This is a genomic window from Arcobacter lacus, from assembly GCF_003063295.1.
Taxonomy (GTDB): Bacteria; Campylobacterota; Campylobacteria; order Campylobacterales; family Arcobacteraceae; genus Aliarcobacter; species Aliarcobacter lacus.
The window spans coordinates 250,139-263,603 of the sequence record NZ_MUXF01000010.1 but is presented as its reverse complement, the minus strand read 5'-3'; the positions used below and the strand labels follow the sequence as shown (position 1 = coordinate 263,603).

The 13,465-nt window shown below is 24.4% G+C and carries 16 protein-coding genes; 1 reads left to right on the top strand and 15 read right to left on the bottom strand.

Going from position 1 to position 13,465, the window contains the following annotated elements; all coding sequences use genetic code 11:
- From B0175_RS06900 to B0175_RS06865, 8 genes are all read right to left on the bottom strand, one after another.
- Window positions 1-1,315, bottom strand: a 1,315-nt coding sequence (locus B0175_RS06900) for a P-loop NTPase fold protein (RefSeq protein WP_210004297.1), incomplete at its 3' end; no start/stop codon positions are given.
- Between the two features lies 1 nt (window position 1,316).
- The gene (locus B0175_RS06895; RefSeq protein ID WP_108527900.1) at window positions 1,317-1,553 is read right to left on the bottom strand and encodes a Pathogenicity locus; all 237 of its coding nucleotides are present in this window, start codon (window positions 1,551-1,553) and stop codon (window positions 1,317-1,319) included.
- A gap of 17 nt (window positions 1,554-1,570) precedes the next feature.
- Window positions 1,571-2,095, bottom strand: a complete 525-nt coding sequence (locus B0175_RS06890; protein WP_108527899.1) for a phosphoglycerate mutase family protein — start codon at window positions 2,093-2,095, stop codon at window positions 1,571-1,573.
- A 9-nt stretch (window positions 2,096-2,104) separates the two neighbouring features.
- Window positions 2,105-2,689 (bottom strand): transglutaminase-like domain-containing protein, encoded by a 585-nt coding sequence (locus tag B0175_RS06885; RefSeq protein WP_108527898.1) that lies wholly within the window; start codon window positions 2,687-2,689, stop codon window positions 2,105-2,107.
- A complete protein-coding gene (locus tag B0175_RS06880) occupies window positions 2,686-2,970 on the bottom strand; it encodes a chorismate mutase (protein WP_108527897.1) in 285 nt (94 codons plus the stop codon). Before B0175_RS06880 ends, B0175_RS06885 begins: the two co-directional genes overlap by 4 nt.
- 9 nt (window positions 2,971-2,979) lie before the next feature.
- Window positions 2,980-3,465 carry a DUF2867 domain-containing protein gene (locus B0175_RS06875; protein ID WP_108527896.1) on the bottom strand — a complete coding sequence of 162 codons (486 nt, stop codon included), beginning with the start codon at window positions 3,463-3,465 and terminating at the stop codon, window positions 2,980-2,982.
- A gap of 18 nt (window positions 3,466-3,483) precedes the next feature.
- Window positions 3,484-4,008 (bottom strand): GNAT family N-acetyltransferase, encoded by a 525-nt coding sequence (locus tag B0175_RS06870; protein ID WP_108527895.1) that lies wholly within the window; start codon window positions 4,006-4,008, stop codon window positions 3,484-3,486.
- 3 nt (window positions 4,009-4,011) lie between these two features.
- Complete coding sequence (locus tag B0175_RS06865; protein WP_108527894.1) at window positions 4,012-4,443, bottom strand: SRPBCC domain-containing protein; 432 nt, start codon at window positions 4,441-4,443, stop codon at window positions 4,012-4,014.
- 97 nt (window positions 4,444-4,540) lie between these two features.
- Between B0175_RS06865 and B0175_RS06860 the strand changes: the two genes are divergently transcribed.
- Window positions 4,541-4,873: a hypothetical protein gene (locus tag B0175_RS06860; RefSeq protein WP_108527893.1), complete on the top strand. Its 333-nt coding sequence runs from the start codon at window positions 4,541-4,543 to the stop codon at window positions 4,871-4,873.
- 16 nt (window positions 4,874-4,889) lie between these two features.
- Here the strand turns inward: B0175_RS06860 and bioV are convergent, their stop codons facing one another.
- The 7 genes from bioV to B0175_RS06825 all read right to left on the bottom strand — a co-directional run bounded on the left by bioV (window position 4,890) and on the right by B0175_RS06825 (window position 13,439).
- A complete protein-coding gene (bioV, locus tag B0175_RS06855; RefSeq protein ID WP_108527892.1) occupies window positions 4,890-5,408 on the bottom strand; it encodes a pimelyl-ACP methyl ester esterase BioV in 519 nt (172 codons plus the stop codon).
- A complete protein-coding gene (locus tag B0175_RS06850; protein ID WP_108527891.1) occupies window positions 5,395-6,870 on the bottom strand; it encodes an AAA family ATPase in 1,476 nt (491 codons plus the stop codon). The genes bioV and B0175_RS06850 overlap by 14 nt, the downstream gene beginning before the upstream one ends.
- Window positions 6,851-8,119 (bottom strand): tRNA (N(6)-L-threonylcarbamoyladenosine(37)-C(2))-methylthiotransferase MtaB, encoded by a 1,269-nt coding sequence (gene mtaB / locus B0175_RS06845; RefSeq protein ID WP_108527890.1) that lies wholly within the window; start codon window positions 8,117-8,119, stop codon window positions 6,851-6,853. Before mtaB ends, B0175_RS06850 begins: the two co-directional genes overlap by 20 nt.
- A gap of 3 nt (window positions 8,120-8,122) precedes the next feature.
- Complete coding sequence (locus B0175_RS06840) at window positions 8,123-9,862, bottom strand: mechanosensitive ion channel domain-containing protein (RefSeq protein ID WP_108527889.1); 1,740 nt, start codon at window positions 9,860-9,862, stop codon at window positions 8,123-8,125.
- A 1-nt stretch (window position 9,863) separates the two neighbouring features.
- The gene (aroB, locus tag B0175_RS06835; protein ID WP_108527888.1) at window positions 9,864-10,898 is read right to left on the bottom strand and encodes a 3-dehydroquinate synthase; all 1,035 of its coding nucleotides are present in this window, start codon (window positions 10,896-10,898) and stop codon (window positions 9,864-9,866) included.
- Window positions 10,899-10,971: 73 nt separating this feature from the next.
- Entirely contained in the window at window positions 10,972-12,843 is a 1,872-nt protein-coding gene (locus tag B0175_RS06830) for a bifunctional diguanylate cyclase/phosphodiesterase (RefSeq protein ID WP_108527887.1), read from the bottom strand.
- Window positions 12,840-13,439, bottom strand: coding sequence for a transglutaminase-like cysteine peptidase (locus tag B0175_RS06825; RefSeq protein ID WP_108527886.1), 600 nt, complete (start codon window positions 13,437-13,439; stop codon window positions 12,840-12,842). Before B0175_RS06825 ends, B0175_RS06830 begins: the two co-directional genes overlap by 4 nt.
- Window positions 13,440-13,465 lie beyond the last annotated feature (26 nt).

The following is a 13,465-nucleotide window of genomic DNA, read 5'->3' as shown; positions in this document are numbered from 1 at the left end:
CATTAAATAATGTTTCAAAATTATTTTTTATTAAATTAAAAAGTTTTTCAAAATCAATTTCAAATAAAGATTTTTCTTGAAAATACAATAACATTGAAGCAATGAATTTAAATTGTTTATAATCTTTATATTCATTTTTAGAAAATCTTATATAGACATCTTCTAATATTGTTTTAAAATTATCTTCTTCTAAATCAAAAAATCTTATCAATTTTTTCCAAGAAGGTGTATTTTCATCAAAATAGTAAATACTATTTTTTAATTCTAAATTAATATCTTCTTTTTTAATATTTGAGTTTAATAAAATTTCTTTCCATAAATGAATAGAAATATTTACTTCAAAATTATCATTCAAATTATATTTATTTAAAAAAAGTTTGTATTTTGTTTTTTTTGCTTCTTCTTTTTTCTCATTATTAAAAACTAAAGAATAATATTCTTCCCTAAATTCATCTAATTTTAAAATTTCACTATTGCCTTGTCTAATTTCAAATGAAAACAGAAAAAACCAATATAAAATATCTTTTATCAACTCTTCTTTTGATTGATGATTTACTAACACTTCATCATAAAATCTTTCAAAATCAAGTAAAGTTTGTCTTAAAGCTCTTAGATTATTTGATTGTGATTTTTCAAAAAGTTCTAATATATTTGATTTTTGTTTTTCTAAAATATTTTCTTTTACTCTATTTTCATTTTTTAACTCTATTAAAAAGCTATCATAAGCTAAAGAAGAATTCGTTTTAAATTCAAAAGTTTTTCCTATTAGCTTTTCTTTTATAGTTTTATATTTTTTTGTTTTTTCAAGCTCTTCTTCATTTGCAATAAGTATAACTTTATAAGATTGATGTTCAACAAAAAAGTTTATATATCCTAATAAATTTATAATATTTATAGAGCATCTTTCTAAGTCATCAAATATTAAAATATAATCTCTTGTATTTAATAAATCTTCAGGCTTAAAATTAGGTATTTGAATATTTACACTTCCATCAGCTTTTCCATCAGCATCCCAATCTATTTTCAATGTAGCTTTTAAAAGCTGTTTTGCAATTTTTCCAGCAAAAATTGTCTTTTTATTATAAAGTCTAGGATATATAGCTTCTAAAAATTTTGTTTCAATTTCATCATAAGAAGTAACACCATATAAACTTACATAAATATATTTTTGTTTATTTTTATTTAATTCATTTTTATATTCATTTATAAAGTGGGTTTTTCCACTTCCCCATTTTCCTTTTAGAAAAACTGCATATTGAGGATTAGATAATTCAATATAATAATTTAAAAATTGTGATATATGCTTATTTTGCATATTATTTATTCTCTCTCGCAAACTCAATAGCATTTGAAACAGCTTTTTTAGCTTGAGGAGAGTTTTTCCAACAACTACTTCCTAAAATATCTGAAACTATATCGGTTATCTCTTCTACACTACTATTTGAAAGTTTTTCTAAAGAGTCAATTCCTATTTGCTCAAACCTTTTTATTACAGTTTCACCTACAAACTTTACTTTTAAAAGTTCTTCTTTTTCTTCTTTTGAAAATGCCATATTTTATCCTTTAAAAATCATTTATATAACTTGTATATTTTTCCATTTTTTATATTAAAATCATCATTGCACTTATAACCCAACTTTTTTAACAGTCCAATCAATACTTTTAAATACAATCCATGAGATATTATTAAAATAGTTTCATTTTTTTCATTTTCTATTTTAGATACAAATTTCATTGCTCTATTTTTTGTATCTTTTTTGGTTTCATTTTTAGTAAAGTTAAAAAAACAAAGTATTCTTGATATAACTAACCAAAAAGATTTTGAAAATCTTAGTTTTGTTTTAGTAAAAGCAAAAGCTTGAACTTCAACTAACAAATCACTTATTTCATAATCAAGTTTTAAATAATTTGCTGTTTTAATAGCCCTATTTTGTGAACTAACATAGATTTTATCAAATTTTGGTAGATTTAGGTTTAAATATTCTAAATCAAAATTATCATACTCTTCTATCCAATGTACAAATTCATTTGAATTTAATCTTTTATTTGTACTATCTTTTACTTTGAAATGCCGAATTATATAAATAGTTTTCATATTTACTATTTATTTTTCCGATAAAAATGGAACATCAGGAAAAACATCTATCATTTCATCATAAGTTTTATTTTTTTTCAAAGCTTCAATCACAACATCTAAAGGTTTAGAATAAATATTTGGTAAATCAAACTCATCTTTTTCTAGCTTAAAAGCAAGTTGTTCCAAAGGTGGAGTAAACTGTGCATTTACACCTTTTTTATTTCCTCTTGCATCAACTTTATACCAACCAAACTCTTTTAGATAAATTGCATTTAATCCATGTAAACAATAAATATCTTTTTTGTATTCACTACAAGATAATCTTTGATAACAAAATCCCGTAGGAATACCATTTGCTCTTAAAAGTGCAGCCAAAAGATGAGATTTTGCATAACACCAACCTGTTTTGTATTTTAAAACATCACTTGCCTTATAAGTTGTAATTTCATCTTTAAAATCACCACTATGATGAATATTATCTCTTACATACAAAAAACAATTTTTTGCTATTTCAACATCACTTTTACAATCTTTTGCCAACTCTTGTGCAAGACTAAAAAGTTCTTCATTTTTAAAGTCAATTATTTCCGTCTCTTCTAAAAACTCTTTCATTTTAAACTCTCAAACTCTTTCATCTCAAGCTTTATAAAACTTTCTATCATAGCTTTATACACATTTTCAACAACTTCTTCATTTGCGCCATTTAATCGTGCAGTATTTTTTACTTTTGAAATAACTTCTTCTACTCGTTTAGGAGCTTTAACATTTTCACTATCTTTTTTAAATTTTGCAGCTTGTTTTACAAAAGTACCTCTCAAAGCGATTAGTTTTACTATTTGTTCATCAATGTTATTTATATTATTTCTTATTTCTTCTATATTTTTGCAAATCATTTTATTTCTTTATTTTAAATTTTTCAAGATACTTTTTACTACAAGTTTATGAAAAGGTTTAATAATATTCATATAAACTTTACCAAATGTATTATTATATTTCACTAGAGTTGATAATAAAACTTTATTATCTATTTTATAAAAAGAAATACAAAAATCAAGATAATTATCTTTTAGCCCAGAAACTATCTCTTTTTCATTAATAAAATATATTTTAAATAAACCTATAGTATTTCCTATAGCAAAATCATCATTTGTTTCCTTTATAACACTTTTAGCACCTAAAATTACCATAATTTTATTTCGTAAAGACATTAAAAATTCAATAGTTCTAGATTTAGTATTTACCAAGCGTAAATACAAATCTTTTATATCACTATCTCGTGTAAGCTCTACACTAAATGTATCCATATAATCAATATTTTCTATAAAATTAAATACTTTTGAGCCTTCTAAATTACTATTTAAAAGTTTTTCTTCTTTTGAAAATGCCATATTTTATCCTTAGTCCATTTATTTTAAATCAGAAACCAACATCCCATAAATAAAACTATCTGTCCATTCATCTTTACTATAAAAATCTTTTATAAAATGAGCTTCCTTTCTCATTCCAATTTTTTCACAAAGTTTGGCGGATAAGATATTTCTTGCATCCATATTTGCTCGTATTCTATGAATATTTTTGTTTATAAACAGATATTCTATAACAGCTTTTAAAGCTTCTGTTGCATAACCTTTACTACTATATTTGGGGTTAAAACAATATCCTATTTCAACACTATCTTTCATATCAATATTCCAAATATTTATTTCACCAATTACTACATCATCTAAAATACAAGCTAAATTTATAGCAAAATCTTTTTCAAGACTTTGTTTTGATAGTTTTTGTTTGAATTCTTCATTTTTATTTTTTTCATTCCAAGCATTATGAAGTAAATATTTACAAGTTTCTTCATTTTTATAAATATCAAAAACATCATTTAAATCACTATCTTGAAGAGTTCTTATTTTTAATCTTTGTGTTTTTATTTTCATTTCTTACTTTTCAACTCTTTTTTTTAACTCTTCATTCATAGCTTCAAAACCTTTTTTTGTATTTAAAATCATTTTTCCAAAAAATGGTATTAAAATTCCACAAAACTTTTCACCTTGTATAAAAGTAGAAGTTCCATCACTGTTTTCTTCTATCAAAAAATAGTGTTCACCATCAAATATTCCACTAAATAAGAGTTTTCCAAGCCATCTTAATTCTTTGTTCTCTTCACATACTAGAATTTTAGGTTTAAAAATCATAGTTTTTTTATCTATTTTTACTACAATCTTTAAAATTTTATTTTTTCCTAACTCTCCACTAATATCAATAATAGATGGATTCCAATTTCTATATTCTTCAAAATTTGTAAGTTCTTGCCAGATTTTATTTGCTTTTGAATTTATTCTTATAGATGTTTCTGTTTCATTTGTAAACATATTTATCCTTATTAGATTTGAAAGATTCTAACAAGTATTTACTAAATTAATTTATAAAATAGTAAAATTGTCGATATTTACCAAAAAAGAGGATTTCATGCTAATAAAAAATGTTATTTTCTCACTATTAACAATAAGTGTTTTGTCTATTTCTGTTTATGCAAAACAAAATGATGAATTTGATAAAAATACGATCAAAAATGAAAAACCTAAGAAAATTCCACCTGGTTTAGAAAAGAAGGAAACTTTACCTCCTGGTTGGCAAAAAAAGTTAGAAAAAGGTCAAATTGCTAATTATGATGTTTTGAGAAATGGTGTTATACTTACGAATAAGTATCCAAAAATTATAAATACAGACGTTTATCAAGTTGAAAATAGAATATTTAGAATTTACAAAGATACAAAAGAGATATTGGATATTATAAAATAATTATCCAATTTCTTTACTACAATAAGTGTCCTTTATTTTTGAAGTAATAAACAGTTGCATAATTTTTAAAAAAGTTTTTTGCTTTTAAAGCATCGATTATTTTATCCTCTGCTCCTAAATAAACTTCTATTTTTACACCTTTTTCTAAAACTTCTTGAAGTTTTTCTTCTTCCCATACATAAGTTAAAAGTTCTTCTAACTCTTCTTTTGAGCCTTTTTTAAAATAGCTTGAAATATCTTTATTTGAAGGATAAATTACATTTTTTAAAAAGTTTTCTATATAAGAATCTTCATCTTTTTTAAAATACATAAGTTGAGTTCTTTTAAATTTTTCATCAAAATTTTGAAAAAAAGCAGGAGAAAAAAGTTGAAGTTTATCAACTCGAAAAGAAGAGTTTAAAACATACTCAAAAGCTTTGATCGCTCCATAAGAAAACCCAGCAACTGTAAAATCATTTTGAATCAAATAATCATCAAAAAGTTCACATTCATCTTCAAAACAAAAACCATTAAAAAAGTTTTTACAAATCTTCAAGAGTAATTACCTCATTTTTAAGCATAATCTCTTTTAATCTATTTATTTCATCAACATTTTGAGATAATTCTGTTCTTAAATTCTCTTTTATATCTTCTAATAAACTATCAATATTTGTTGCCATTTTGTATTTAGTTACAATATCACTTGCTAAATTATATGATCTTTGCAAATCTTCACTATTTACAGCAAATTTTTCTTTTTTTATAACTTCTAGCCCTATAAATCCTGCTAAATCTCTTTTTATATTTTCTACTAATTCAGTATAAGATGGATAAGTAGAGTTTAACTTTGAAACACTTTCATCTAAAAGTGCTACTTTTGTTTTTGAAATATATGCTTTACTTGCTTGATATATTGCTAAAATCTCTTTTTGTTCGTCATCAAGAATTTTTATTTGTTTTTTTCCAAACTCTAATTTATTTTTAGCTACTTCAATATCTTTATAGTCTAAATTCTTTTTATAAGATTTAATCATATTTAATAAAGCTTCATTTATAAGCGTAGCAAGAGCTGCTGAACTAAATCCTGCTGTTTCATTTACTAATTTTTCAATATCAATTTTATGATTAATATCTTTTAAATAAAGCTCTAAAATATTTTTTCTATCTTCAATATTTGGAAGACCTACATAAACTCGTCTATCAAATCGTCCTGCTCTTAAAAGTGCATCATCTAAAACTTCTATTTTATTTGTTGCAGCAATAACTATAACTCCACTTTCACCATCAAATCCATCCATTTGAGTTAAAAGCTCATTTAATGTTGCTTCTCTTTCATCATTTGATTTTCCACTTCGCATTTTTCCAACAGCATCAATTTCATCAATAAAAACAATTGAAGGTGCATTTTGTTTTGCTTTTGCAAAAAGTTCTCTTACTTTTTTTGCACCCATTCCAACATAAATATGTACAAAACTAGCTCCACTTTGATAAAAAAATGGAACATCAGCTTCACCAGCAACTGCTCGTGCTATTAATGTTTTTCCAACTCCTGGAGGTCCTACTAAAAGAACACCTTTTGGAAGTTTTACTCCATATTTTAAATATTTATTTGGATTGTTTAAAAAATCAACTATCTCTTCAAGTTCTTCTTTTATCTCACGTATCCCTGCAACATCTTTAAATGTAACATTTGAAGTAACTGCTTGAATATTTGAATCTAAATCATCGCTACTTAAAGCTTTTGTTTTACTTTTTTCAACTTCATTATCAAATAATGTACTATCTTTTTTATTTTTATTAAAATATGCTCTTATTTTATCTTGTTTTATTTTTATAACAAAAGATAAAAATAGAAGCACAAAAAGGAAAATAATCCCTATATAATAAGAACTTCCTTTTATATTTACACTACCTTTATACATTGTATAACCAAATAATACAAGCAGCACAACTGCTGAAATAATCATAAGTTTTAAGTTTTTATCTATATTTTTTTTATTATTTGAATCTTGTGACATTTTTATCAGCCTTTACTTCATAATCATTTATATAAACCCAATCACCAACTAAATCAGCTGTTGAATCAATCTCAATTTGATTAAAGAATTGGTCAAGTCCTATATATTTTCCATTTTTTACTGATTCAACTAAAACTTCTAAAGTTTTTTTATTTTCTTTTCTAAAATTATAATTTTTTTGTTCTATTATGTTAATAAGTTCATTATATCTTACTTTTGCTATATCACCTTTTATTTGAGGTTTCATTGTAGCACTTGGTGTTCCATCTCTTTTTGAATAAGTAAATGCGTGAACATGAGTCAAAGGAAATCTATGTAGATTTTCCATAGCTTCTTTCCATAATGCTTCAGTTTCACCAGGATGCCCAACTATAAAATCTGTTCCTAAAGCATAACCATTTTCTCTTAAAAACTCAAAAAGTTCTAAATCACTTAAAACTTTATTTCTTCTATTCATAATCTTTAACATCTCTTTTGAAGTATGTTGTAGTGCGATATGAAGATGTTTTGCCATAAACGGTTCATTTATTATCTCTTTAAATTCATCGTCAATTTGAATAGGTTCAATACTTCCCATTCTTATTCTTCTAACACCTTTTATAAGTGACATTTTTTTAAGAAGTTTTGCCAAAGAAGTATGCTGTTTTTTACCATAACTTCCAACATTTGTTCCTGTTAAAATAAACTCACCAAAACCGTTTGTTGCTAAAGTTGTAACTTGCTCTAAAATTTTATCTTCACTATAACTTCTAGCATCTCCTCGTACATAAGGAATAATACAGTACGAACATCTAAAGTCACAACCTTCTTGGATTTTGATAAATGCTCTACTTTTTCCTACAAACTCTTCAACTATTGTTTTATCAATATGAGTTAAATCCCCTGCTTCAAAAAATCTCTCTTCATTTAAAAGTAAATCATTGATATTCTCTTTTTGTGAATGCCCAAATAATGAATCAACTTTATTCTCTTTAAAAAGTGTTTCACCTTTTGTCCAAACTCCACATCCAGTAAATATTACTCTTGGATTTTGTGGAAGTTTTTTTAATGAATTTATATAAGTTCTTGCTGTACTATCTGCACTATTAGTAACTGTACAAGAGTTTATCACAACTATATTTGCTTCATTTTCATCTAAAGTTACTTCAAAATCTTTTAAATTGCTCATCATAACTTGCGTATCAAAAACATTTGTTCGACAACCAAAAGTTTTGAAGTATACTTTTGGTCTATTTTGTGAAAAATCCATAAATTATCTTCTTGTTATGATATCTTCTAAATCTTGAGGAACAGTTCTTCTTTCTCTTGAAGGTCCATAAGCATTTTGAGTATCATTTATATTAATTTGTTGAGTTGGATAAGCAATATGAATATCATCCTCTTTCATAAAAGCATCGAGAATTTCTGGGCTTATTGTGCTTCTTAAAACTAATGCTGCATAAGAGTTTGTTAAATACCAAGAAGATATAACAATACCATGAGGTTCAACAAGAGTAAATACTCTTGGTTCTACTCCAGTTGCACGTAATTGGTATTTATTTCTCATTTTAGATAATTGTTTTCTTGTAATATCACTATAACCTTTTGAATAATGTTTTAAAATCTCTCTAGCTATTTTTTGAGCTTTTTTATGGTTTGAATCAAATGTAATAGTTATATCTATTCCATCCCAAACTGTTCTTAGTTCTGAGTGACTATAATTTGCTATAAGTTCTGAAAAGATGTAGTTATTTGGAACAAAATAAATTCTTCCAGCTCTTCTGTTTTTAGTATAACTAATCATAGTAACATCTTCTCTGATAGTTATTTTAAATAAAGATATATCTAAAACATCTCCAACAGTTTCAACTCCACCTTTTGTTACTCTTATTCTATCTCCAACTTGAATAAATCCAGATGTTACAATAACCATCCAACCAAAAATCGACATAAACCAATCTTTTAAAGCAATAGCAATACCAGCTGATGCAAATCCAAGAATTGTTACAAGATATGACACATTATCAATATAAGAAAATAAAACAACCATCACAACCAAAAATACTAAAGTAAAATTGATTATTTTATTTATCATATAAAAATTCTCATTTTGAGAAAAATATTTTCTAAGTGCTAATTTAACTAAAAAAGAGATAATTGATAAAATGATTATAATCATTAAAATAGTGAACATTTTTTGAACTTGCTGAGATATTTGATTTTTTATCTCTAAAATTATTTGTTCAATTTTTCTTGTATAAACTTCTTCCGTTGTATCAACAATATCTAAAACAATTGTAAAATCTTTTTTTTGTTTATCTAAAAAAGTAATTTTATCTTTATATTCTAATTTTGGATCAAGATTAAAAAGTTCTAAATAAGTCACTAATTCATCTTCTAAAGTTGAGGCAAGAGTTTCTATTTCTACTTCTAAAGATTTGAATTGTTTTTTATTATTTTCTAATTTTTTAATATTTGATAAAGCATTTATTATTCCAAAAGGATTTGTTATATTTTCATATTTTTCAATTTCTGGAGGATTTATGAGTCCACCAATTGGAGAACCTTTATATTCAGCAATCAATTCTAATTCATTTTCTTTTACTCTAATTTTATTGTGTAATTGATACTCTTGTTCTTCTGATAAACCGCTTTTTGATTTTAAACTGTTTTTTAAACTATCTAATTCATTTACAATTTTTCCATAAGACAAATAGTTTGAATATCTTTTTAATAAAATATTATCTTTTAGTGCTAATTCTATTTTAGCTACTTTTTCAAGTAAAATATTTATTTCAACCATATTTTCAATATCTACTTGATTTGCATTTAACTGCTCTTGTTTTTGCTCTTCTTTCTCTTTTTTAAGAGCAATATCTTTTTCTTGTTTAATTTGTTGTTTAATTTTTTTAACTTCTGCTTTATCTTGCGCATCTAAAACATTATCATTTTCAGCCGCAAAAGAGAAAGAAAAAAGTACAACTACTAATAAAATTCCTAATTTTTTAATCAATTTAAAAACCTTTTAAAACTTCAATAACATCATTTTTCGTAACTTCATTAGTAATTTTACAATCACCAATACCAACTGGCAAAATAAACTTAATTTTATTATCCAATGACTTTTTATCTAGGAAAAAATGTTCATAAAAGTCTTCTACATTTTTTATTTTATAAGTTGTTGGTATATCATAAGTTTCAAGTAATTTTTTAACTCTTAATTCTTCATCTTTTGTCATAAATCCTAGTTTTACTGCAAGTGCATTTGCCATACACATTCCAATTCCTACAGCTTCTCCATGTAAATATGTATTATAGTTTGTTTCATTTTCAATTACATGTCCAAAAGTATGTCCATAATTAAGTGCAGCTCTAATCCCAAGTTCTTTTTCATCTTTAGATACAACATCAGCTTTAGTTTCTACTGATTTTTTTATAGCTATTTGAATATTTTTATCATCTCTTAAATCATTAGCTTCAAGCCATTCAAAAAAATCTTTATTAAAAGTTACTGCCATTTTAACTATCTCAGCAACTCCTGCGCCAAACTCTCTTTTTGGTAAAGTTTTTAACATACTTGGATCTATATAAACTGCAATTGGTTGATGAAAAGTTCCAACAAGATTTTTTCCAAATTTATTATTTATTCCTGTTTTTCCACCAACACTTGCATCAACTTGAGAAAGTAAAGTTGTTGGAATTTGAACAAAATCAATTCCTCTTTGATAAATTGAAGAAGCAAATCCAGTCATATCTCCAATAACACCACCACCAAAAGCAATAAGTAATGATTTTCTATCAAGTCTATTTTCAAAACAGTGAGCTAAAATAGATTCAATAGTTTCCATATTTTTGTATTTTTCACCATCAGGAATAGTACAGATACTTAATTCTTTTGCATTTAATTTTGATTTTAAGTATTCTAAGTGAAAAGAACTAACTGTTGGATTTGTAACAATCACAACTTTTCTATCAAAAGATAGTTCTTTTAGCTCTTCTATAAAAATATTATAAGATTTTTCATAAGGTAGATTTATACTAACAGTCATTTTATATGTCCAAATTATTTATTTAATAAGGAAGATATAATAGCCAAAAAAAGCTAAAAAAAGCCTTTTTTGTCTATTTATTTAATTTTGACATAACTGAACCACTAACAGCATTTATTCCTATTTCTTCTAAAGTCGTAAGTTCAGAAACATCATCAACAGAAGTTGCTACAAGTTTTATATCTAAAGATTGAGTTAAAATCTTCAACATATTTAAACTTTGTCTTGATTCTAATAAGAAATATTTTGAAGCTTTAATATATAAAGGTTTCAACTCTTTTAAATATGAATAATCATCACTATTTGCAATAAAATTAAATATTCCAAATTTAAAATTATTTTCTTTAAATAGTTCAATATACATCAATGTACTATTTAAGTTTTTATTAAATGCTTCTTCTTCTATTTCAAAAATTACATTTTTATTTTTATATTTTGTTAATAACTCTTTTAATTTTGCATAACTACTTAATTTTTCGATAAACATTGTTGGCAATTGAATAGATACTAAAGTATTTTCTTCAGATTTAAATACTTTTTCTATAATATGTAAATAAACTTCATCTAGTCTATTTTGTTCTAAAATTGGTGCTATAAATTCACCGTATCTTATTATTTCACCTTGATATTCTAATTCAAAACTAACTGTTTTAAGTAGATTCTCTTTTGAATTAATATCTAATATATCTCTATGAAGCAATTTAAAATGTTCTTCTTTTAAAGATACATTTAAAATATTTATCCACTCTTCTTTAGTTTTATAATTTTCAATATTTTTTGCATAAAAATATTCATTTTCAGTATGAACTTTTGCTTGTGAAATAGCATAATCCATTTTTGTAAGAAGTGTTCTGATATCATCTTCATTTACATATTTACATAATGCAAAATTTATATTATCTTTTAATTCTTTTATATCATTTATATCTTTTATTAATTTTTCTAGTAATTCTACAACACTATCCTCCACAATATTTGGAAGTAATGCCACAAGTTCAGAACCATTCATTCTCACAAGTACATTAGAATCATCATTGAACTTTTCTTTTATAAAAGAAGCTATCTTAACTAATATTTCATTTGTTTTAGCATATCCATATGTTTTATTGATAACATCAATTTTTAAAGCTACGACTACAACAAAACCTTTATTGTTTGTATTTTCTTTATCTAAATATTCATTAACTTTTAGTGTAAAATATTTTCTATTATTTAATTTAGTTATTTCATCTACATATAAAAGTTCTTTATTTAGTTTTAAAACATTATTTGTATTTTCAAACATATTTTCAAACTTATTTATCATACTATTTATACTTAAAGTTAAAGATTTAAACTCTGTAGTAAATGGTATTTTCTCTGATAAAATAAACTCATTTTTCATAACTGCTAAAGCTTGTTTATTTATGATTTTTAATGGTTTTAAAATAAATGTAAATAAGAAAAACAAAATTACAAGTAATATAGCAAAACTAATCAACAAAGAGACAATAAGTTTTGTAAACATCTCATAAGTTTGATGATAAAAGATTGCTCTATCTCCATAGATTTCTAAAACACCTAAAACATTCCAACCACTAGAAATAGTTGCCAATGCTGAAATTTCATCTATATCAACAAAATTTATAAACCATTTTGGAATATCTTCATCAATTTTCAACTCTTTTTTAACTTCATAAACTACTTGTTCATCTGTATCTTTAAAAACAATTTTTTCATAATTCCCATTATCAAAGCTTGCATTTATAGCTGTTTTTATTGTACTTTCATCTCCACCTGCATTTGTAATAGACAAACTTAAACTTGTTACACTATTTTGCACATTTTCATATAACGATTTTTTTGTAGAATCTTTTATTATATTAAAAGATAAACCCACAATAAGAGTAAATAGTATAAAGAAAATAAAAATTAATACTATTGAAACCTGTTTAAATAAACTCATAGCTTTTGCTCCTTGTAATTTTGGATTAGGGTATCCCATTTTTTATGGGCTGCTGTTTTATTACCTTTTAGAATGTTTGGATTAAAATTGAAAACTGGTGTTAAATCATCTCTTTTTGATGCTGGCAAAATTATTTTTCTAATATTATCTAAAATAACTGGTTCAGATGTTGGCGTTTCAAAGTATGATAAAACCATATGTGCTTCGTTTGATTTTTTTACTCTAACATAACTTAAAAACATTTTTGAAGTTGGAACTCCTAAATATTCTAAAGCAAAATATTTCGCAATCACATAATCTTCACAATCACCTTCATCTCTTGCTAAAAATTCATTTGGTGTTGCCCAATAATCACTTGTTCCATAAATTTTTTGATCAGAATTATATTTTACATTATTAAAAAAATCATTAACTTTTTCAAGTTTTGTTTGTATATTCTCATTTTTGATTTTTTCTAACATTTTATTCAATGCTATAAATCTATTTTTTGCAAATTTATTATATTTTTTTTCAACTTTATCTATTAGTGAATCACTAGCAAAATCTGCATTTAGATTACAAAACAGTAAAAAAAGAGTGATTATAAAAATTTTCATGCTTTATTATATCCAAATATATAATA

Bases quoted from the DNA above. Each gene is read 5' to 3' on its own strand.
- B0175_RS06895 (WP_108527900.1), bottom strand. From the start codon at position 1,553: ATGGCATTTTCAAAAGAAGAAAAAGAAGAACTTTTAAAAGTAAAGTTT.
- B0175_RS06890 (WP_108527899.1), bottom strand. From the start codon at position 2,095: ATGAAAACTATTTATATAATTCGGCATTTCAAAGTAAAAGATAGTACA.
- B0175_RS06885 (WP_108527898.1), bottom strand. From the start codon at position 2,689: ATGAAAGAGTTTTTAGAAGAGACGGAAATAATTGACTTTAAAAATGAA.
- B0175_RS06880 (WP_108527897.1), bottom strand. From the start codon at position 2,970: ATGATTTGCAAAAATATAGAAGAAATAAGAAATAATATAAATAACATT.
- B0175_RS06875 (WP_108527896.1), bottom strand. From the start codon at position 3,465: ATGGCATTTTCAAAAGAAGAAAAACTTTTAAATAGTAATTTAGAAGGC.
- B0175_RS06870 (WP_108527895.1), bottom strand. From the start codon at position 4,008: ATGAAAATAAAAACACAAAGATTAAAAATAAGAACTCTTCAAGATAGT.
- B0175_RS06865 (WP_108527894.1), bottom strand. From the start codon at position 4,443: ATGTTTACAAATGAAACAGAAACATCTATAAGAATAAATTCAAAAGCA.
- B0175_RS06860 (WP_108527893.1), top strand. From the start codon at position 4,541: ATGCTAATAAAAAATGTTATTTTCTCACTATTAACAATAAGTGTTTTG.
- B0175_RS06850 (WP_108527891.1), bottom strand. From the start codon at position 6,870: ATGTCACAAGATTCAAATAATAAAAAAAATATAGATAAAAACTTAAAA.
- mtaB (WP_108527890.1), bottom strand. From the start codon at position 8,119: ATGGATTTTTCACAAAATAGACCAAAAGTATACTTCAAAACTTTTGGT.
- aroB (WP_108527888.1), bottom strand. From the start codon at position 10,898: ATGACTGTTAGTATAAATCTACCTTATGAAAAATCTTATAATATTTTT.
- B0175_RS06830 (WP_108527887.1), bottom strand. From the start codon at position 12,843: ATGAGTTTATTTAAACAGGTTTCAATAGTATTAATTTTTATTTTCTTT.
- B0175_RS06825 (WP_108527886.1), bottom strand. From the start codon at position 13,439: ATGAAAATTTTTATAATCACTCTTTTTTTACTGTTTTGTAATCTAAAT.